The following is a 17,721-nucleotide window of genomic DNA, read 5'->3' as shown; positions in this document are numbered from 1 at the left end:
GGCCCGGGCGGCTCCCGTAGTGCAGAAGCGGACGGTTCAAGAGACGCAGAAGATCGCGGCGTCGCCGGAGTCCGTTGACTGCGACCCCCACTACAGCGGCGGCAACGGACCGTCCCGTGTCGACGGCGTGGTCAAGGCCATCGGCACCGACATCTACGACCTGGACCGGGACAACGACGGCTTCGGTTGCGACCGACACGAACCAGGAGCGAACTGGCGGCCACCCGTTAACGTGCGCGGAATGCAGGATCTGGGACCCGTCACCTGGCCGCCCGAGCCGATCAGAACCGAGAGGCTCACGCTCAGGGAGTCCGCGACCCGGGACCGTACGGCCTTCGTCGAGTTGCTGGCCTCATCCGAGGTGCACACCTATCTCGGCGGCCCCCGGCCTCGTGCCGAGCTTGAGCGCGACCTACCCCCGGCCCCCGAGCGGTGGCCCGGCAGCTTCGTCGTTGATCTCGACGGGGCGATGATAGGCCAGGTGCTGCTCCGGAGAGCCACCGGCCACCGCCGCCCGGCAGCCGCGGGAAAGGTCGATCTCGGCTACCTGCTCCTGCCGCGGGCCTGGGGCTTCGGCTACGCCTTCGAGGCGTGCGCGGCGGCACTCGGCTGGCTCGCCACCGCGCTCCCCGGCGAACCGGTGGTGCTCACCACCCAGACCGCCAACGTCGCGTCGATGCGGCTCGCCGCGAAGCTGGGGTTCGCCGAGGTCGAGCGGTTCGACGCCTGGGGCGCCGAGCAGTGGCTGGGTCTCTGCTCGCCGCCCCGCTGAGCCGAGCGCCCGCTGTCAGTTCGTGTGCGGCAGGCGCTCCGCCGGGATCACTCCCAAGCGGCCCTTCTGGTAGTCCTCGAACGCCTGCATGAGCTCCTCGCGGGTGTTCATCACGAACGGCCCGTAGTGCGCCACCGGCTCGCGGATCGGCCGGCCGCCCAGGATGAACAGTTCCATCGCCGGGATGTTCGAGTCCTGGGTCTTGTCCGCGTTCACCCGGATCGAGTCGCCGGCGCCGTGGGAGGCCAGCTGGCCGATCTGGATCGGGCGCTGCTCCACGCCGACCGTGCCGCGGCCGGCCAGCACGTAGACCAGGGCGTTGTAGTCCGGCTGCCAGGGCAGGTCGAGCTGGGCGCCCGGCTGCAGCGTGACGTGGGCCAGGTTGATCGGGGTGAACGTCGAGCCGGGGCCGGCGTGCCCGGCAACCTCGCCGGCGATCACGCGGATCAGGCTGCCGCCGTCCGGGGTGGTCAGCAGGGCCGACTCGCGGCCGCGGATGTCCTGGTACTTCGGGGCGATCATCTTGGCCGCGCGGGGCAGGTTGACCCACAGCTGCAGGCCGTGGAACAGCCCGCCGCTGGTGACCAGCTTCTCCGGCGGGGCCTCGATGTGCAGGATGCCGCCGCCCGCGGTCATCCACTGGGTGTCGCCGTTGGTGATCGTGCCGCCGCCACCGAGGGAGTCCTGGTGGTCCATGGTGCCGTCGATCATGTAGGTGACGGTCTCGAAGCCGCGGTGCGGGTGCCACGGGGTGCCCTTGGGCTCGCCCGGCGCGTAGTCGACCTCGCCCATCTGGTCGAGGTGGATGAACGGGTCGAGCTCGTTCACCGGTACGCCCGCGAAGGCGCGCCGGACCGGGAAGCCCTCGCCCTCGAAGCCGGACGGGGCGGTGGTCAGCCGGCGCACCGGCCGGTAGCTGGTGGTGGCCGGGTCGAGCTGCGGCAGGCGCGGCAGGACCAGGACGTCGTCGACGGTGATCGCTGGCATGATCTTCTCCCTCAGACTGCGACCGGCTGCGTGCGCAGTCGGGGACCCAGGCGTCCGAAGACGCGGGTGATGGTGGCGAGCTCGGCATCGTCGAGGTCGTCGATGAACGTCTCCCGCACGGTGGCGAGATGCAGCGGCGCGGCGGCGGTCAGCGCGGCCATTCCGGCGTCGGTCAGCACGGCCTCCTGGCCGCGGCCGTCGTCGGAGCAGCTCTGCTTCCGGACCAGGCCGCGCTTGACCATGGTGGTGATCTGGTAGGTGCACCGGCTGGGCGAGAAGACCAGGCGGCCGGCCAGCTCACCCATCCGGAGCCGGTGCTCCGGCGCCTCGGAGAGCACGACCAGCACGTGGTAGTCCGCCATGCTCAACCCGGTGCCGGCCCGCAGGTCGTCCTCGAGGCGGTTGTGCAGCGCCCAGCTGCTCTCCACGAAGGCGCGCCAGGCGGCCTGCTGGGTGGCGCTGAGCGGTTCGGTCATGCCCAGAACCATACTCCTTCAAATCTGAAATAACAGGGGTGCGGCGCGGTGGCGATCGTCACCGGCGGCGCAACTGGAGCAGGGCGGCCAGCAGCGGGAGAGTGATCAGGAAGGCGAGCCGCAGGTCCACCAGGTCGGCGAGCCGGGCCAGCGCCGCCGGGGCCGCCAGAATCGCCGTACCCGAAGCGAGCGCGCCCAAGGACGCGGCGTGCGCGGCGCTCAACCGGGGTGTCGCGACCAGCCCGGCCAGGGCCACCGGATAGCGGGTGGCCACGCCCGCACCGGCCACCACCAGGCCCGCGGTGATCGCGGCCGCGCCGCCGGCGACGACGACCACGAGCGCGCCCGCCGCGGTGACCGCGGCGCCGATCGGCACCACCGGTATCCGGCGGATCAGGGCCGGACCGGCCAGCCGGCCGAGCGCCATGCCGACCGGGAAGGCCGTGCCGAGCGTGGCGGCGGTTCCGGGCGTCAGGCCGGCGGCGGCGAGCCGGGCCACCGCCCAGATGGTGAAGCAGAATTCCACCGACACGGCCAGCACCACGACGCCCCAGCGCCGCGACACCGCGCCGGCCGCGGGCCGGGCACCCGGTTGCGGCCCGGATCCGGTCGCGGCCGGGCGGGTGGTCGCGGCCAGAAAAAGCAGCGGGGGTACGACGGCCAGCAGCGCGAGCCGCCCGCTGACCACACCGGTGGCGTTGAGACCGCCGATCGTCGCCGGGGCCAGGACCGACGCGGTGCTGGACGCGGCGTTGACCTTGGTGAGCTGCACCGCCGCCTGGGCCCCGGCCAGCAGCGCCGGGGTGACCAGGGCGAACGCCGCCCCGCCGGCACCCAGCAGCAGAGCTCCCGCGACGGCCACGCCCGGGACGGGTGCGAGCGCGAGCAGCGTCGATCCGCCCGCCACGGCCAGCGAGCCACCGATCAGGGCCGGGGGCGGACTGCTCCGCAACAGCAGCGGTCCGGCCGGGGCCATCGCGAGCAGGCCGAAGCCGAAGGTGGCGGGCAGCCAGGCCAGCGCCTCCGGGGGTACGCCGAAGTCGCCGGCCAGCAGCACGAGACACGCGCCGAGGGCGGTGATCGCGTAGCCCAGCGCCGCCTGCGCGATGCCGGCCTGCCTGACATTGCTGTCCATGCGATCACTTCCTGGCGGCGGCCTGGTCAGGCGTGCGCTTTGCCCGCGGCGACCAGGAGTCGGTTGAGAGCGCGCAGATCGATGATGGGCAGGTCGGCGTCGACGCCCTTGAGGGCGGCCACCTGAGCACCGGCGGCCCGGCCCGCCGTCACCCCGACCTCCGCGTCCTCGACCACCAGGCAGCGCTCCGGCGCGACGCCCAGCAGCTCGGCGGCGCGCAGGTAGCCCTCCGGGTCCGGCTTGCCGACCCGTACGTCCTCGACCGTGACCAGCAGTGGTGCCGCGATGCCGGCGGCGCCCAGCCGGGCCTTGGCCAGCCGGACGTCTGCGCTGGTCACGATGGCCCACGGCAGGCGCAGCGCGGCCAGCAGTTCGGGTGCGCCGGGTGTGGCCACGACGTCGGACAGGTCGTCGTACTGCAAAGTCAGCTGGCGGGCCGCGGCCTCGGCGACGCCGGCTTCGGTGAGGTCCGGACGGACCAGCCGGACCGTACGTTCGGCCGGGGCGCCGTGCGCGACAGCCAGGACGGCGGCCGGGTCCACGGCGTACTCCGCGGCCCACACCCGCCAGGCGCGTTCGACGGCCGCGTCGGAATCGACCAGGGTGCCGTCCATGTCGAAGAGCACCGCCTCGATGATGGTCAGGTCCACGCCGTCCTCCATTATCCTCGTCGTACGAGCATAAGGTGGTGAACCCCCGTCATGGCAAGTCCCGTTCGTCGCCGCGCCCAGGAGACCCGCTGGCACACGGCGTCCCAGGTGCTCGCCTGGCTGCGTCTGCATCCGGGGTCCACCCGCGCCGCCCTGGCCCATGACCTGCAGCTCACCAGCGGCCTGGCCACCGAGCTCACCGGCCGGATGCGGGCACTGAGCCTGCTCGCCGAGACGCCCGCGCCGCCGCAGGGCCGGGGCCGGCCGACCACCGTGCTCGGCGCTCACCCCGGCGGACCGGTCGTGCTGGCGATCGACCTCCGCATGGCCGACTGGCGGTACGCGGTGGCCGGCGTCGACGGGGAGCTGCGTGACGTCACCGGCTTCCGGCACGTCGGCCGGGACCCGGAGACCGTGCTCGCGGACATCCGCCGGGTGATCGACGCTGTGCGGGACCGCTACGGGCACCGGCTGCGCGCGATCGCCCTCGCCGTCGTCGGGTCGATCCACGACGGCCGGCTCGCCCAGTCCGCGACGCTGGGCTGGCGGGACGTCGACCTGACCACGCTCACCGCCGGCGGCACCGTTCCGCTGCTGCCCGGCAACGACGCCACGCTGGCCGGGCTCGCCGAGGCCCGCACCGGGGCAGCGGTGGGGGCGCGGGCGGCGTTGCACCTGATGGTCGAGGTCGGCATCGGTGGGGCCTTCACGGTGGACGGGCAACCATCGACCGGTGCGCACGGTGCTGCGGGTGAGTACGGCCATCAGCCGTACGGGAAACGGTCCTTGCCCTGTCCGTGCGGGGCGCGCGGCTGCTGGGATCTCGAGATCGACGGCCGCGCCCTGGCCCGGCACCTCGGCGTGCCCGCCCCGGCCGATCCCCGCGGGTTCGCCCGGCAGGTCCTGGACCGCTCACCGCGCGACCCGGCCACCCGCCGGGCCCTGGCGGCCGTCGCGGGCGCGCTCGGCGCGGGCATCGGCGGCCTGGTCAACGTGCACGACCCGGACATGGTCACGCTCGGCGGGCTCGCCGCTCCGCTGCGCGCGGCCGCCCCGGACGTCTTCGACGCCGCCTACACGGAAGGGCTCATGGCGTTCCATCGTGGACAACCGCCGCCGGTGGTCGACGCGGTGCACGGCGACGACGGCGCGCTGCACGGCGCGGCGATCCTGGCGCTGGACCACGTCACCAGCGAGACCGCGCTGGCCGAGTGGTCAGCGGGCCCGCACTGAGAAGGTGATCGGCGTCGGCTCGCCGCCCTCGACGAACCCGTCCGCGGTCAGCCCGGCGGCGACGAACGCGCCGAGCAGCTCGGCCAGCGGGAAGTGCATCGCGCCGACCTTGTCGCGCACGCCCTGGCTGGTCCAGGAGTCCCGGCTGTAGCCGCGCTCGCGGTAGCCGGGGCGGATCACGGTGGCGGCCGGGTCGGCGCGGTCGGCGAACGCGCCGCAGAAGCACGGGTGCACGCCGACGTGCACGAAGACGCCGCCGGGCGCGAGCACCCGGCGGGCCTCGTGCAGCACGGCCGGGTAATCGGGCATGTCGGTGTGCACCATCATCGCGATGACCGCGGGCACCGAGGCGTCGGCGAACGGCAGCCGGGTGGCGTCGCCCCGCGCGACCGGGAGCCGGCCGGCGGCGTGCCGCAGCATCCCGGCGGAAAGATCCACACCGATGGGCGTGCGGCCCAACCGGCGGACCGCCGCGGCGTACACGCCCGTGCCGCAGCCGATCTCCAGGCAGAGACCCGTGCCGGGGCCGAGCAGCTCGCGCAGCGCGTCGTGCACGCCCAGCGGATCGTCCTCTGCGGACTGCGGGCGGATGAACTCGGACTCGTACCAGTCGGCGATCTCGTCGTAGGCGGCGCGCGTCATCACCTCATTCAGCCAGCCGCCGGGACGGCCGGTCCAGGGCTTACGCGCAGCGCTGAACGCGGGCACCGGGCGATAATCGCGCGATGGAGCTCAGCACCGCGCGGCTGCTGCTGCGCCCGTTCCGCGCCGACGACCACGCGGCGCTGCACGTGATCGCCGGCGACCCGCAGGTCGTGCGGTGGATGGACTGGGGTCCGAACACGCCGGAGGAGACCGGCGTCTTCCTCACGTACGCCTTGGCGTCTGATACCGAGACGCCGCGCCGGACCTGGAAGTTCGCGGTGGTCCGCCGGGCGGACCAGGCACTCATCGGCTCGGCGGAGCTGCACATCGAGAGCCCGGAGCACCGGCGCGGCACGATGGGCTATCTGATCGCCCCGGCGGCCCAGGGCCAGGGGTACGCGACCGAGGCGGCGCGCGCGGTCCTGGACTTCGGCCTGACCGGCGGCGGCCTGCACCGGATCACCGCGACCTGCGACCCGGAGAACGCCGGCTCGGTCCGGGTGCTGGAGAAGATCGGCATGACCCGCGAAGGCCATCTGCACGACCACTTCCTGATCCGCGGCGCGTGGCGCGACCGCCTGCTCTACGCCAGGCTGGGTCAGCTGCGGTAGTAGACCCGCAGCTCGTAACCGTCGCGCTTCTGACGCCAGCCCAGGTCGTCGACGGCGACGACCTCCGGGCGGCCGGCCAGCCAGTTCGCCGCCATGCCGAGCGCGTCGGCCGGCGTCGAGCCGGTGAACACCCGCCGCCGGGCGAGATCGTCGCTGTGCGCCGGCGCGTGCCGCGGGTAGGTCTGCGCGGTCATCATCGGCTCGGGACCGGTCACGACCGCGGTCGCTCCGACCGCCTCACCGTTGATCACCCCCTGGACGAACCAGTCGTTGATCGACTCGTCGTGCTCGACGGTCCACCCGCTGACCGGCCCGATATCGGCGGCGATGGCCTGCTTCGCGTTGTCCAGCGCGGCGTCCAGGGTGGCGAGCTCGAGATCCTCGCCGTTGTACTCGACCCGATAGTTCATGTTTCCTCCGCGCGTCGACCAGACGACCAGCGGGGTGTCTCTACCCAGGTGGGCGCCCTTTCAGTCGGGGACCTCGGCCGCCGGCGCGGATGCCTCGCTGGGTGCTGGAGAAATACGCCAGTCCGGCCGGCCACAGTGGAGCGGTGCCGGACTGTGCGTGACGGCCGGCGGAGTCGGGTTGGCGCAATCTCGTTGCCTGCGGATGGGATGTGTGCTCTGGTGGCAGTCCGGGCCGCCGGTAGGGCCGGTGGCGCGTCACCGGAAGGTGGGGTCATGACCGGTTCGATCGTGCGCCGTTTGACGGTCTCCATCCTGCCCGTCGCCTGCCTGGTGCTGGCGACGACGGCCGTCCCGGCGACCGCCGCCCCACCCAGCCGCGTGGTGCCCGGCATCGACATCGTGCCGCCCGGCGGGGAGGCCACCCTTGCCTGGCGGGTGAACAACCGCGACCAGGTGCTGCTCTTCCTCAGCGGCACCATCTGGCAGCGCGGCCGCTACACCGACATCGGCGGGCTGGGTGGCGCGTTCACCGGCGCGTTCGACCTCAACGACGCCGGTGACGTGGTGGGTGACAGTGACCTGCCGGACGGCTCCACGCACGCGTTCCGGTGGCGGCAGGGCCGGATGATCGACCTCGGCACGCTCGGCGGGCCGACCAGCAACGCCCGTTCGGTCGGTGCCAACGGTGACGTCGCCGGCCGTAGCACGCTGCCCGACGGCTCCGAGCACGTGTTCCACTGGCGGGCCGGCGTGCTGACCGACACCGGCATCCCGAGCGGCTTCACCAGCGCGATGAAAGTGAACGCGCGGGGTCAGATCGCCGCGCACCATGTCTCCGGCGAGACCTTCTCCAGCCGGGCCTACTTCTGGGACCGCGGGGTGGTCACCGACCTCGGTACGCTCGGCGGCGACCGGGTCACCGTGACCGACCTCAACGACCGGGGTGAGGTCGTCGGTTTCGCCACCACCGCCACCGGCGACATTCACGCCTTCCGGTGGCGCAAGGGCCGGATGACCGACCTCGGCACGCTCGGCGGGGCCGACTCGCGGGCCAACGACATCAACAACCGGGGCCAGATCACCGGGAGCGCCGCGAGCGCGACCAGCTCCGAGCGGGCGTTCCGCTGGGAGAACGGCGTCATGACCGACCTGGACGCGGCCGGCGGGACGCAGGCGCAGACCGGGGGCAGCGCGATCAACGAGCGTGGCGACGTGGTCGGGTCCCGGACCGGGGTCAGCGCCACCAGGGGAGTGGTCTGGCGGCGGGACGCGACGCTGGAGCTCGATGCCCTCGGCCGGGAGACCAGCCAGGGCAACGACATCAACGACCGGGGCCTCGCGGTGGGCCTCACCGCCGTCGATCCGTTCCAGCCCACCCGCGCGACCGTCTGGTACACCCGCCGATGACCGGGCCAACGGTGTGCGGAGCTTGCGGGGTGGCCGGGTGAGCGGCTGCGCCACGTCCACGTCCACCCTGCTCTCCTGCGGCTGGGGATCGCCGGCCGGCTGCTCCGGCGGGTGGAGGGCGACCACCGGGAACGCACCGGAGCCGATGCGATCCGGGCCTGCGCCGCCCTGCCCCCCGTACCGTTCTGTCTGGCCGTCGCCCACCCGCTGGCCCGGGCCCGGGCCGGGAGCTCAGGCCGCCTGATTCTTCAGGGAACGGGTGACCTCCTCGCGGAGTCGTTCCTGGTCCACCCCGGCGCCGGCGAGGATCTGCACCGCCAGTCCCTGACCCTCGCGCAGGATGCCCAGCATGATGTGCTCCGGCGCGATGAAGTTGTGCTTGAGCCGGAGCGCCTCGCGCAGGGAGAGCTCGAGCACCTTCTTGCTCCGCGGCGAGAACGGGATGTGCCCGCTGGTGCGGGTGCGCGGACGGGCGCGGCGCAGCAGACCGCGGCGCTTCGGAGCCGTGGCCAGTGGCAGCCGCAATGCGCCGGGGCCGAAGTTCTCCTCGATCGCCCGGCGGACCGCGTCCAGGTCGATGCCGATCGCCTTCAGAGCCGCCGCGTCCTCCGCGTCGGTGTCGCGCACCGGGACGCTCGGCTCGGGGCCGGGCCCCACCCGGCGCTGGACCTCGGCCCGGACGAAACGGGCGTCGACCCCCTTGGTGGTCAGCGCGCCGGCCGAGGCGATCGGGCCGGCGGCGTCCGCGAGCAGGGCGATCAGCACGTGCTGGGTGCCGATCGGGCTCTGCCGCAGCTCGCGGGCCTCCGTCTGGGCCCGCATCACGGCGTCGCGTGCGCCATGGGTGAATTGCTCGAACATCTCAGCCCTCCCGTGGATCCTGCATGGGCACGCGACCGGCGTGCTTCTTGTGAACGCCCTGGCGGGTCACCTCGAGGGCGTCCGCGATCTCCTGCCAGGACCAGCCCTTGCGTCGCGCATTGGCCACCTGGAGATTTTCGAGGCCCTCCAGGAGGCGGCGCAGTGCCACGACCGCCCGCAGGCCGACCCGAGGATCGGCGCTGCCGGCGGCGGCGGCGAGATCGGTTGCTTCGGTCATGCTGTCAACTTACGTTGACACGGCGCTGTTGTCAACTTCGGTTGACAATCGGGGCGCAGAAAAGGCGCCGGGCGGACTGCCCGACGCCTTTCTGGTGGCGGTGGCCTACTGGCCGCGGCCGGTCTTCTCCTGGAGCTCGTCGATGCGCTGGGACGCCTCGGCCTTCGTCAGGTCCTCCGGCACGTCCTCGTGGGCCTCCGAGGCCAACGTGTGCAGGTACGACTGCTGGGCGCCGGTCGCCGGTTCGTCACCGGTGGTCCAGTCGGCCGGATCCTTGATCGTGTTCGACGCCGGATCCTGGTCGGTATTCGCCATGGCCTTGCCTCCTCGAAATCTCGAACAGGCGTGCTACTACCCCCCGAATGTCAACTCCATGCCTGCCGTGGGGGTGAACGACATGCTGAGCTCCACCGGCAGGGCCGCCGGGGCCGCCACCGCGAACGGCACACCCCACGGGTCCAGCAGCTCGGCATAGCTGCCGAAACCCATGTCGGTCGGGCCGGAGATGACATCGCCGCCGAGGTCGCGGCACGCCCGCATGGTCGCCGAGCAGTCGGCCACCTGGAACGCCGCGCGCCACCAGCTGCCACCACGGCTCGGGGCCAGGCCGGCCATCGCGTCGTGGGCCGTGGTGATCCACTCGCCGCGGGTGCCGTCGCTGCCGTACTCGTCGCGCAGCAGCCAGCCGAACGCCTGGCCGTAGAACCGGGCCGCGGCCTCCGCGTCGTCGGTGAGCAGCTCCGGGAAGGTCATCGTGCCCGGCTCGCCGCCGACCTGGGCACCGGTGAAGCCGGCGCTCTCCCAGAGGCCCAGCAGGGCGCCGGCCGGGTCGGCGATCAGTGCCGAGCGTCCGCCGCGGGCCTCGATCGGCTCGCTGACCAGGCGGCCCCCGGCCTCGCGGACCCGGGTGATCGACGCTTCGAGATTGTGCTCGGTCAGGTAGGTGAGCCAGCCGGCGGGCCGGTCGGCGCGGGCGCGGGTCAGCCCGGCCGCGGCCCGGCCGCCGAGCTTGAAGCGGTCGCCGGCGGGTTCCCAGCCGAACAGCCCGGCGTAGAAGTCCGCCGCGCGGGCGGGATCAGCACTCGCCAGCTCGACCCAGCAGGGTGTCGCCGGCGCAAAGCCCCGAATACGCATCGGCCGCACCTTTCCTGTCGTTCCATCGTGGAATCTCGGCCCAGGGGGAGATGCCGATCACCTTACAGCTATGAATACGCTCTGCCACTACGCCCGGGTTCAATGTCCTAAAAGAACTACGACTTCACGGCATGCAGATTACTCATAGTTACGGTGATTACTGAGCGTGGCGCTCCTCGGGTGTCCGGGTCCGCTCGTTGTATCGGTCCAGAAGCCGCATCACGGGCGTGACCGCCACGCCGTGCAACACCACGCTCACGACCACGACGAAGGCCACTGTCGCCCATACGACATCCACGTCGGGGAACGTGGCGTGGGTCATCGCGTACGCGAGATAGTAGAACGAGCCGATGCCGCGGATGCCGAACGCCGCGATGACCGCGTGCTCGGCCGCGTGCCCCGGCGCCCCGCGCAGCGACAGGAAGCCGGCCACCGGCCGGACCACGAAGATCAGAGCCAGCCCGGCCAGGGCGGCTGGCCAGGTGAGCGAGCCGAGCAGGCCACCGACCACGGCGCCCCCGAGGAGCAGGAGCAGGAGTACGGTGAGCAGCCGCTCGATCTGCTCCGCGAAGTCGTGCAGCACCTGGTGGTACTCGTGCGACCGTTGCGCCGAGCGGATCCCGCGGGCGGCGATGAAGACGGCCAGGAAGCCGTAGCCCCCGGCGACCTCGACGAGTCCGTAGGCCAGGAACGTCGCGGCCAGCGCCAGGAAGCCCTCGGCGTGATGGGCCAGGCGCAGGTTGCGGTTGCGGGCCCGGAAGAAGAGCCGGCCCAATGACCTGCCGATGAGCAGGCCACCGGCGACACCGATGACGATCTTGTAGAGCACGTCCTTCAGGACCCACTCGCCGAACCAGCTCTCCCCGGTCACGGCGACGGTGGCCAGCGCGATGGCCGCGTACACGAAGGGGAAGGCCAGCCCGTCGTTGAGGCCCGCTTCCGACGTCAGCGCGAACCGCACCTCGTCCTCGGAATCCTCCTCGTCGGTCGGCTCGCCGACCTGGACGTCCGCGGCCAGCACCGGGTCGGTCGGGGCCAGGGCCGCGCCGAGCAGCAGCGCGGTGGCCGGCACCAGCCCGGCCCACCACCAGCCGAACAGCGCGACCGTCGCGATGGTGACCGGCATCGCGACGGCCAGCAGCCGCCACGTCGACGACCACCGGCGCCTGGTCAGCGGCCTGTCGATCTTGAGGCCGGCACCCATCAGGGCGACGATGACGCACACCTCGGTGAGGTGCTCGGTGAGCTTCGGATGGGCGAGCGGATCGGCGGCCGGCAGCCCGAGCGGGAGGGCGAAGACGACCATCCCGAGGGCGAGGAAGACGATCGGCATGGACAGGGGACGGCGTTCGAGGACCCGAGGCAGAATTCCGGCCAGCAGGGCGCCCACACCGAGCAGGGCGAAGAGAAGGTCGGACAGCTGCACCGCTCTGCACTGCCCGTCGCGTGGGCAAAACATGCCGTCGCGGGGGTGATTGTCGGCACCGCGCCGGGGTAAGCGGCCGCCATGACTGGCAGAAACGTGAACCATCCCCGGGTGGCGGTGGTGACCGGGTCCGAGTCCGGCATCGGCCGGGCGGTGGCGGTCGCCCTGGCCGCGGACGGCTACGACGTGGGCATCACCAGCCACCGCGACGCCGAGCAGGCACAGCGCACCGCCGACGAGGTCCGCAAGGCCGGCCGCCGCGCCGAGATCCGCGACCTCGACCTCACCCGGCTGCCCCAGGCGGCGGACGTCATCGACGAGCTGGCCGACGCGCTCGGCGGCCTCGGCGTGCTGGTCAACTGCGCCGGCACCGGCACAACCACCCCGCTGCTGGACACCGGCTGGGACGAATGGCGCCAGGTGCTCGCCGTCGACCTCGACGGGCCGTTCCTGTGCGCGCAACGGGCCGGCCGCCGGATGGTGGAGGCGGGCCGGGGCGGTCGCATCATCAACATCACGAGCGTGCACGAGACGGCGCCGCGGGTCGGGGCGGGGGCGTACTGCGCGGCCAAAGGTGGTCTGGGCCTGCTGACCCGCGTTCTGGCTCTGGAGCTGGCGGAGCACGGCATCACGGTGAACTCCGTGGCGCCGGGGGAGATCGCGACTCCGATGACTGGTCAGGAGGACGTGGATCCGACCGGGGTCGAACGGCCTGGGGTGCCGCTGGGCCGGCCGGGTGACGCTCGGGAGGTGGCGGCGGTGGTGGCTTTCCTGGCCGGGGCGGGCGCTACGTACGTGACCGGGGCTTCGTGGCCGGTCGATGGCGGGATGCTGAACATGGGGCCGCAGGCCGGCTCGCACCTGACCAGCAACGACTGGCGCCGGCCTTAGCGTGGGGGCCGGTGTTGCTGCGCCGGCGCCGGGCTCGGCCATCCTTGCGCTGGCCGCGGACCGGCCCGGTCATTTGTCGGTCGCGGGTCGCCGTGGCTGTTGGTCGGCTGCGGATGGCTTCGGCCGACCGCCGCGCTGTGACCGCCCTGACCGTTGGCCGGCGGCGGACCGCCCGGCCGTCTGCCGCGCTCCGACCGCCCTTGCCCTTGTCTGGCTTGCCTCGCGTCGGCCCTCTGCCGGCCGCGGTCCGGTTCGGCGTCGCGGCCGGGCTCGGCCATTTGTCAGGTCACGGACTGGCCTGGCCGGACGGAGCAGGCGGGCCCGCGTGGGACGATGAAGCCGACCGGAGCGGCGGGCGGAGAACGAACCCGATGACGAATTCCGAACGGCGGCGGCTGCGCCGCAGCGTGGCCCAGCACGGCATCGCGGTCGTGGTGTTCGCGATGCTCGCCCTGTCCGGTATCGGCACCGCGGGGCCGGGCCTCTACGGGCTGGCGGTGCCCTTCATCGTGACCGGTGTCGCGGGCGCAGCAGGCGCCACGGTCATCGCCGTGGCCGTGTGGCGCCTACAGCGCGGGGAAACCAACGTTTCGGCCGGTGGAGGCGTCCGCCCGAGCGGTGGCACCGCGAACGGGACGGCGCAGCGGACCGTCCGCCTCGCGATGGCTGCCGCGGCCGTGGTCGCCTTGATCGCCGGGGTGCTGCTGGCGCCGCGAGGCATGGATCGGGGATTCGTCATCTCGGTGGCGGCCGGGCTGGCCGTCGCGTTGGCGTTGTTCTCGCTGTTCGCGGGCGACCGACCGCGGACCGCCGAGCACAAGGCGTGACCTACGGCCTATGCCTGCTTCGGCAGCTCGGCGATCGGTGAGTTCTCCAGATCGCGCAGCAGCTCCGCCGGGTCCTTGTACGTTGCTACGGCACCAGCCGCCTTCAGCTCCGCCGCGCTGGTGCCACCGCAGGCCAGGCCGATGCACGGGATGTCGAGCTTCGCCGCCGCTTTGACGTCCCAGACCGCGTCCCCGACGAAGACCGACTGCCGGGGGTCGACCCCGGACTGGTCCAGCGCCGCCTCCAGGATGTCCGGCGCCGGCTTGCTCTGCTTCGCGTCCGACGACGAGGTTGCCGCGGTGATCGCCTCCTCGGCGTCGACGACCTTGCGGAGGATGTTCAGTTCCGCTTCCTTGGCTGATGAGGCCAGGACGACGGCCAGGCCGCGGCCGGCGCAGGCGCGCAGCAGGTCGCCGGCGCCGGGCAGTGGGCGCAGGCGCTCCCACCAGGCGCCGTAGAGGATGTCGTGCGCGGTGGTCATCTCGTCGTCCGCGCCCTTGTCCCGGTCGGTGCCGAGCAGGTGGTCGATGATCTTGTCCGAGCCCATGCCGATGCCGCGGTGGATCTCCGCCATCGGTACGTCGTGGTCGAACTGGCGCAGGGCCTCCCACCAGGCCACCGTGTGCAGGTACGTGGTGTCGACCAAGGTGCCGTCGACGTCGAAGAGGACCCCCGGCTTCGCTGTCATACCTGGGCGTTTACCCCGTGCGGCGCCCGCAAACTCAGCGAGGTGGGATCAGCATCTCGAACCAGACCGTGGAGCCGCGCACCGTCGGGTCCGTGCCCCAGGTGTCGCTGAGCTCCTCGATCAGGCCCAGCCCCCGGCCCCGGCTGCTCAGGGCGTCGGTCCGGGCCCGGGTCACGCTGCCGCGCGTACCCGTGTCGGCCACCGACACCAGCAGGCGCTCCGCACTCAGGTCGATGTGCACCTGGGCCGGGGTGCCCGCGTGCAGCAGCGCGTTGGTGGTCAGCTCGCTGGTGCACAGGATGGCCGCGCCGATCACCGGCTCCGGCACCGACCACTCCCGCAGCCGGGTCGACATCCACTGCCGGACCCGGCTCGGGCCGGTCGGCTCGGCCGGGACCAGCATCGTGGCCGAACGGCTCAGCGTCACGGCCCGCTCGACGGCCAGCACCGCCACGTCGTCATCGGTGCTGCCGGACACGGCCGCCGTCGCGAGCGAGCACAGGTTGCGCGGGTCACCGCTGGTCGCCCCGGCTGCCGCGGCCACCAGGTCGGCGAGGCCCGCGCTCAGTGGCCGGTCCCGGCGCTCCACCACGCCGTCGCTGAACATCAGGATCGAGTCGCCCGGCTCCAGCTGCAGCACCGTCGTACGCCAGCGGCCGCCCAGCCCGAGCGGCGCACCCGGCGGCACCTGGACGAGCTCGGCGCCGGCCGGGCCGCCCGGCGCGCCCGCGCGGCGCAGCACCGGCGGCGGGTGGCCGGCGCTGGCCAGCGTGATGGTGCCGTCGGTGGGGTCGAGGACCCCGTACACGACGGTCACGAAGATCTCCTCGTTGCGCGACTCCGCGCCGAGCGAGCCGACCAGCCTGTCCAGCCCGGCGAGCACGGTGCCGGGGGCCGGGTCGGTCAGCGCGAGTGCCCGCAGCGCGGCCCGGACCTGGCCCATCACGGCGGCGGCCCGTACGTCGTGGCCGGCCACGTCGCCCAGCACCATCGCCAGGCGGCCGTCGGACAGCTCGAACGCGTCGTAGAAGTCGCCGCCGGCCGCGTTGCCGTCCACGCCGACGTCGTAGCGGGCCGCGATGCGGAACCGGTCCAGCTCCGGCAGGTGCTCGGGGAGCATGCTGCGTTGCAGCAGCTGGGCGGTGCCGTGCTGGGCCTCGAAGCGGCGGGCCCGTTCGGCGGCCTGGGCCACCAGCTCGGCGGCCGCATAGAGCAGGGCGCGCTCGGCCGGGAGCCAGGTGTGCGCGGTGCGGTAGCCCATGGTCAGGGCGCCGCGCAGCAGGGGAGTGCGCAGCGGCATCGCGGCCAGCGCGCGGATCCGGCGTTCGTGCCGGTCGCTGGCGATCTTGGCCAGCGGGGCGCCGTCGGCCTGGAAGGTGGGACGGCCGGTCTGCGCGGCGGTCACCATCGGCGAGTCGGGGCCGGCGGCGAACCTCTTCCACAGCGGGGGCAGGCGCTCGTCCGCCTCGTCCATCATCTCGCCGCGGATGCGCCGGACATAGCGGAACTCCGCGCCGTCGTCGACGGCGAAGACGCAGTGGTCGACGTCGAACGAGGTCATCGCGTACGCCAGGACGACCCGGGCGACGTCGTCGATGGTCAATGCCGAGGCCAGCCGGGCGGTGAGGTCACCGAGGCTCTGCAGCCGGCGGGTCACCTGGGTGGTCTCGGCGGCCACGGTCAGCACGCCGACGACAGCGCCCTGCTGGTCGCGGATGACCGAATGCCCGCGGGTGAACGAGGCCTGCTCGACGTGCCCGGCGCTGCCACGGGCCACCGCCACCTGGGTCTCGGCCTCGAGGAACGGCTGGCCGGTGCGGTAGACGTCGGCGATGACGCCGCCGACGCCGGGGGTGTGCCACAGCTCGCCGAACACGTCGGCGGCCGGGCGGCCCAGCGCCGCCGGGTGCCGGGCGCCGAGCACTTCGGCGTACGCGTCGTTGTAGACCAGCACGTGGTCGTCGCCGTACGCGAGCACCATCGGCACCGGCGAGGCGAGCAACATGTCGACCGTCGCGCGCACCATCGGATCCCACGCCTCGGCCGGGCCCAGCGAGGTCGCCGCCCACGGGTGCAGGCGGACGAGCTCGGCGCAGTCGATCGCGCGCTCCGGCGGCACGCCGGTCTGATCGGGCAGCGTGGTCATCGCGAGAGAGCTCCCCATGCCGACCATGAGATGAGCGTAGCCCGCCTCGGCCGTTCGGACGATGGGGGCACCATACGGACGTCCGATTATGCCCGGTACGCCTGGGTGAGGGGCATGTGCCGTCCGTGACCCGATCGAGCGTGATCTCACGGTGCGTAGTCCGGCCGTACGGAAATTGGGCTTGGCTCTTCCGATCTTGGCTCGCTTATAGTCCCGCGGTGAGCGAGAACCCGCGGCCCCGGCCCAGCCGCGGCGTCATGGGATACGTCGCTGAGCTGCAGCAATTCGATCCCGTGCCGCCGTACGTCTATGAGTTGCACCCGGCCGAGCCGGCTGCTCTCGTTCCGTCACCGCCGCCGGCCACCCCGGCGCCGATCGTGTCGCACATTCGACAGCAGCCGCGCCGCCGGACTCGGACCGCGATCCTCGCCGCCGCGGCCGTCGCCATCCTGGCCGGCGCCGGTCTGGGCTATGCCGCTCTCGACGGCTCCGCTGACGCACCCCGCACGCGGGCGCAGGGCACCGCGCCGACCACCGTGCCCACCCACGGGCTGCTGCCGCTCGACCCCGCGCTGCCCGGCTCGCAACCGGTCGCCGCACGCACCACCGGCCCCGCCTCGACGAGCACCACCACGGCGGCGACCACTTCCGGCACCTCGGAGACCGACCGTCCACGGCCTGACGCCGTGACACTGCCCGGCGCGCCCGATCCCTGGAATCCGCCGCCGGCAGCCACGGTGGCGCCGACGGAACCGGCCGCGACGCAGCCGGCCGTCGCGCCGGCCCCGCCGCTGCCACTGCTCGCGACGATCAGCCACGTCGCGGACCCGGCCGAGGACGGTCTTCTGGCGTACGCCGGAACGGTCCGCATCGAGAACCCCGGCACCCGCGACGTGACCGGCTGGCGGGTGACCCTGACCGTGCCCGGCGGCAACGCGGTGACCGCCACCGGCGCCTCGGTCGCACAGGACGGCGAGACGGTGACGTTCACGCCGGCCGGGGAGCCGACCGTGCCCGCCGGTGGCGCGGTCACCTTCTCGTTCCAGGTGGCCGGTCTGCTGTCCGCCCTGCCGGGCGCCTGCGCGATCGACGGCAGCCCCTGCTCCTGAGCTTCACCTCTCGCTGACGGTGCGGATCGGGGTCCGGCGACCTATGGTCGGCGCAGGCCGCATCGACACCGGCC

20 protein-coding genes are annotated in these 17,721 nt (G+C 73.0%); 7 read left to right on the top strand and 13 right to left on the bottom strand.

From position 1 onward, the window contains the following. Window positions 1-19: 19 nt before the first annotated feature. Window positions 20-772, top strand: a complete 753-nt coding sequence (locus ACZ6S4_RS36535) for a GNAT family N-acetyltransferase (protein ID WP_465479279.1) — start codon at window positions 20-22, stop codon at window positions 770-772. Between the two features lie 15 nt (window positions 773-787). Here the strand turns inward: ACZ6S4_RS36535 and ACZ6S4_RS36530 are convergent, their stop codons facing one another. From ACZ6S4_RS36530 to ACZ6S4_RS36515, 4 genes are read right to left on the bottom strand one after another with little or no spacing between them, the layout of a single operon-like run. After that, entirely contained in the window at window positions 788-1,759 is a 972-nt protein-coding gene (locus ACZ6S4_RS36530) for a pirin family protein (protein WP_465479278.1), read from the bottom strand. Between the two features lie 11 nt (window positions 1,760-1,770). Further along, entirely contained in the window at window positions 1,771-2,235 is a 465-nt protein-coding gene (locus tag ACZ6S4_RS36525; RefSeq protein WP_433720165.1) for a MarR family winged helix-turn-helix transcriptional regulator, read from the bottom strand. Window positions 2,236-2,293: 58 nt separating this feature from the next. Continuing rightward, on the bottom strand, window positions 2,294-3,370 hold the full coding sequence (locus ACZ6S4_RS36520; RefSeq protein ID WP_465479277.1) for a hypothetical protein: 1,077 nt from the start codon (window positions 3,368-3,370) through the stop codon (window positions 2,294-2,296). A 26-nt stretch (window positions 3,371-3,396) separates the two neighbouring features. Further along, window positions 3,397-4,020 carry an HAD-IA family hydrolase gene (locus ACZ6S4_RS36515; protein ID WP_465479276.1) on the bottom strand — a complete coding sequence of 208 codons (624 nt, stop codon included), beginning with the start codon at window positions 4,018-4,020 and terminating at the stop codon, window positions 3,397-3,399. A 51-nt stretch (window positions 4,021-4,071) separates the two neighbouring features. Between ACZ6S4_RS36515 and ACZ6S4_RS36510 the strand changes: the two genes are divergently transcribed. Next, entirely contained in the window at window positions 4,072-5,253 is a 1,182-nt protein-coding gene (locus ACZ6S4_RS36510) for an ROK family protein (RefSeq protein WP_465479275.1), read from the top strand. On the opposite strand, the gene ACZ6S4_RS36505 is transcribed toward ACZ6S4_RS36510, so the two are convergent. Beyond that, window positions 5,236-5,961, bottom strand: coding sequence for a class I SAM-dependent methyltransferase (locus ACZ6S4_RS36505; protein WP_465479274.1), 726 nt, complete (start codon window positions 5,959-5,961; stop codon window positions 5,236-5,238). The two genes, ACZ6S4_RS36510 and ACZ6S4_RS36505, sit on opposite strands and share 18 nt — an antisense overlap. Window positions 5,962-5,978: 17 nt before the next feature. On the opposite strand from ACZ6S4_RS36505, the gene ACZ6S4_RS36500 reads away from it, so the two are divergent. Beyond that, on the top strand, window positions 5,979-6,509 hold the full coding sequence (locus ACZ6S4_RS36500) for a GNAT family N-acetyltransferase (RefSeq protein ID WP_465479273.1): 531 nt from the start codon (window positions 5,979-5,981) through the stop codon (window positions 6,507-6,509). On the opposite strand, the gene ACZ6S4_RS36495 is transcribed toward ACZ6S4_RS36500, so the two are convergent. Then, window positions 6,497-6,919 carry a hypothetical protein gene (locus ACZ6S4_RS36495; protein WP_433720158.1) on the bottom strand — a complete coding sequence of 141 codons (423 nt, stop codon included), beginning with the start codon at window positions 6,917-6,919 and terminating at the stop codon, window positions 6,497-6,499. The genes ACZ6S4_RS36500 and ACZ6S4_RS36495 overlap by 13 nt on opposite strands. Before the next feature lie 273 nt (window positions 6,920-7,192). Here ACZ6S4_RS36495 and ACZ6S4_RS36490 point away from each other — a divergent pair, with 273 nt between their 5' ends. Beyond that, on the top strand, window positions 7,193-8,326 hold the full coding sequence (locus tag ACZ6S4_RS36490; protein WP_465479272.1) for a hypothetical protein: 1,134 nt from the start codon (window positions 7,193-7,195) through the stop codon (window positions 8,324-8,326). A 231-nt stretch (window positions 8,327-8,557) separates the two neighbouring features. On the opposite strand, the gene ACZ6S4_RS36485 is transcribed toward ACZ6S4_RS36490, so the two are convergent. From ACZ6S4_RS36485 to ACZ6S4_RS36465, 5 genes are all read right to left on the bottom strand, one after another. Beyond that, complete coding sequence (locus ACZ6S4_RS36485; RefSeq protein WP_465479271.1) at window positions 8,558-9,187, bottom strand: Clp protease N-terminal domain-containing protein; 630 nt, start codon at window positions 9,185-9,187, stop codon at window positions 8,558-8,560. A 1-nt stretch (window position 9,188) separates the two neighbouring features. Beyond that, window positions 9,189-9,425, bottom strand: coding sequence for a helix-turn-helix domain-containing protein (locus tag ACZ6S4_RS36480; RefSeq protein ID WP_465479270.1), 237 nt, complete (start codon window positions 9,423-9,425; stop codon window positions 9,189-9,191). A gap of 105 nt (window positions 9,426-9,530) precedes the next feature. Beyond that, the gene (locus ACZ6S4_RS36475; protein WP_360553312.1) at window positions 9,531-9,740 is read right to left on the bottom strand and encodes a DUF3072 domain-containing protein; all 210 of its coding nucleotides are present in this window, start codon (window positions 9,738-9,740) and stop codon (window positions 9,531-9,533) included. Between the two features lie 36 nt (window positions 9,741-9,776). Beyond that, window positions 9,777-10,559, bottom strand: a complete 783-nt coding sequence (locus ACZ6S4_RS36470) for a VOC family protein (protein ID WP_360553313.1) — start codon at window positions 10,557-10,559, stop codon at window positions 9,777-9,779. A 157-nt stretch (window positions 10,560-10,716) separates the two neighbouring features. After that, complete coding sequence (locus ACZ6S4_RS36465; RefSeq protein ID WP_465479269.1) at window positions 10,717-11,985, bottom strand: cation:proton antiporter; 1,269 nt, start codon at window positions 11,983-11,985, stop codon at window positions 10,717-10,719. A gap of 81 nt (window positions 11,986-12,066) precedes the next feature. On the opposite strand from ACZ6S4_RS36465, the gene ACZ6S4_RS36460 reads away from it, so the two are divergent. Together ACZ6S4_RS36460 and ACZ6S4_RS36455 are read left to right on the top strand one after the other, a co-directional pair. Then, a complete protein-coding gene (locus tag ACZ6S4_RS36460) occupies window positions 12,067-12,876 on the top strand; it encodes an SDR family oxidoreductase (RefSeq protein WP_465479268.1) in 810 nt (269 codons plus the stop codon). Between the two features lie 371 nt (window positions 12,877-13,247). Then, complete coding sequence (locus ACZ6S4_RS36455; RefSeq protein ID WP_465479267.1) at window positions 13,248-13,703, top strand: hypothetical protein; 456 nt, start codon at window positions 13,248-13,250, stop codon at window positions 13,701-13,703. A gap of 8 nt (window positions 13,704-13,711) precedes the next feature. On the opposite strand, the gene ACZ6S4_RS36450 is transcribed toward ACZ6S4_RS36455, so the two are convergent. Both ACZ6S4_RS36450 and ACZ6S4_RS36445 read right to left on the bottom strand, forming a co-directional pair. Continuing rightward, entirely contained in the window at window positions 13,712-14,392 is a 681-nt protein-coding gene (locus tag ACZ6S4_RS36450) for an HAD family hydrolase (protein WP_465479266.1), read from the bottom strand. Window positions 14,393-14,426: 34 nt separating this feature from the next. After that, a complete protein-coding gene (locus tag ACZ6S4_RS36445) occupies window positions 14,427-16,565 on the bottom strand; it encodes an ATP-binding SpoIIE family protein phosphatase (protein ID WP_465479265.1) in 2,139 nt (712 codons plus the stop codon). Window positions 16,566-16,756: 191 nt separating this feature from the next. On the opposite strand from ACZ6S4_RS36445, the gene ACZ6S4_RS36440 reads away from it, so the two are divergent. Further along, a complete protein-coding gene (locus ACZ6S4_RS36440; protein WP_465479264.1) occupies window positions 16,757-17,647 on the top strand; it encodes a cellulose binding domain-containing protein in 891 nt (296 codons plus the stop codon). Window positions 17,648-17,721: the final 74 nt, after the last annotated feature.

This window comes from Actinoplanes sp. NPDC051405 (assembly GCF_055586185.1).
This window is presented reverse-complemented; position numbering and strand designations above follow the sequence as displayed.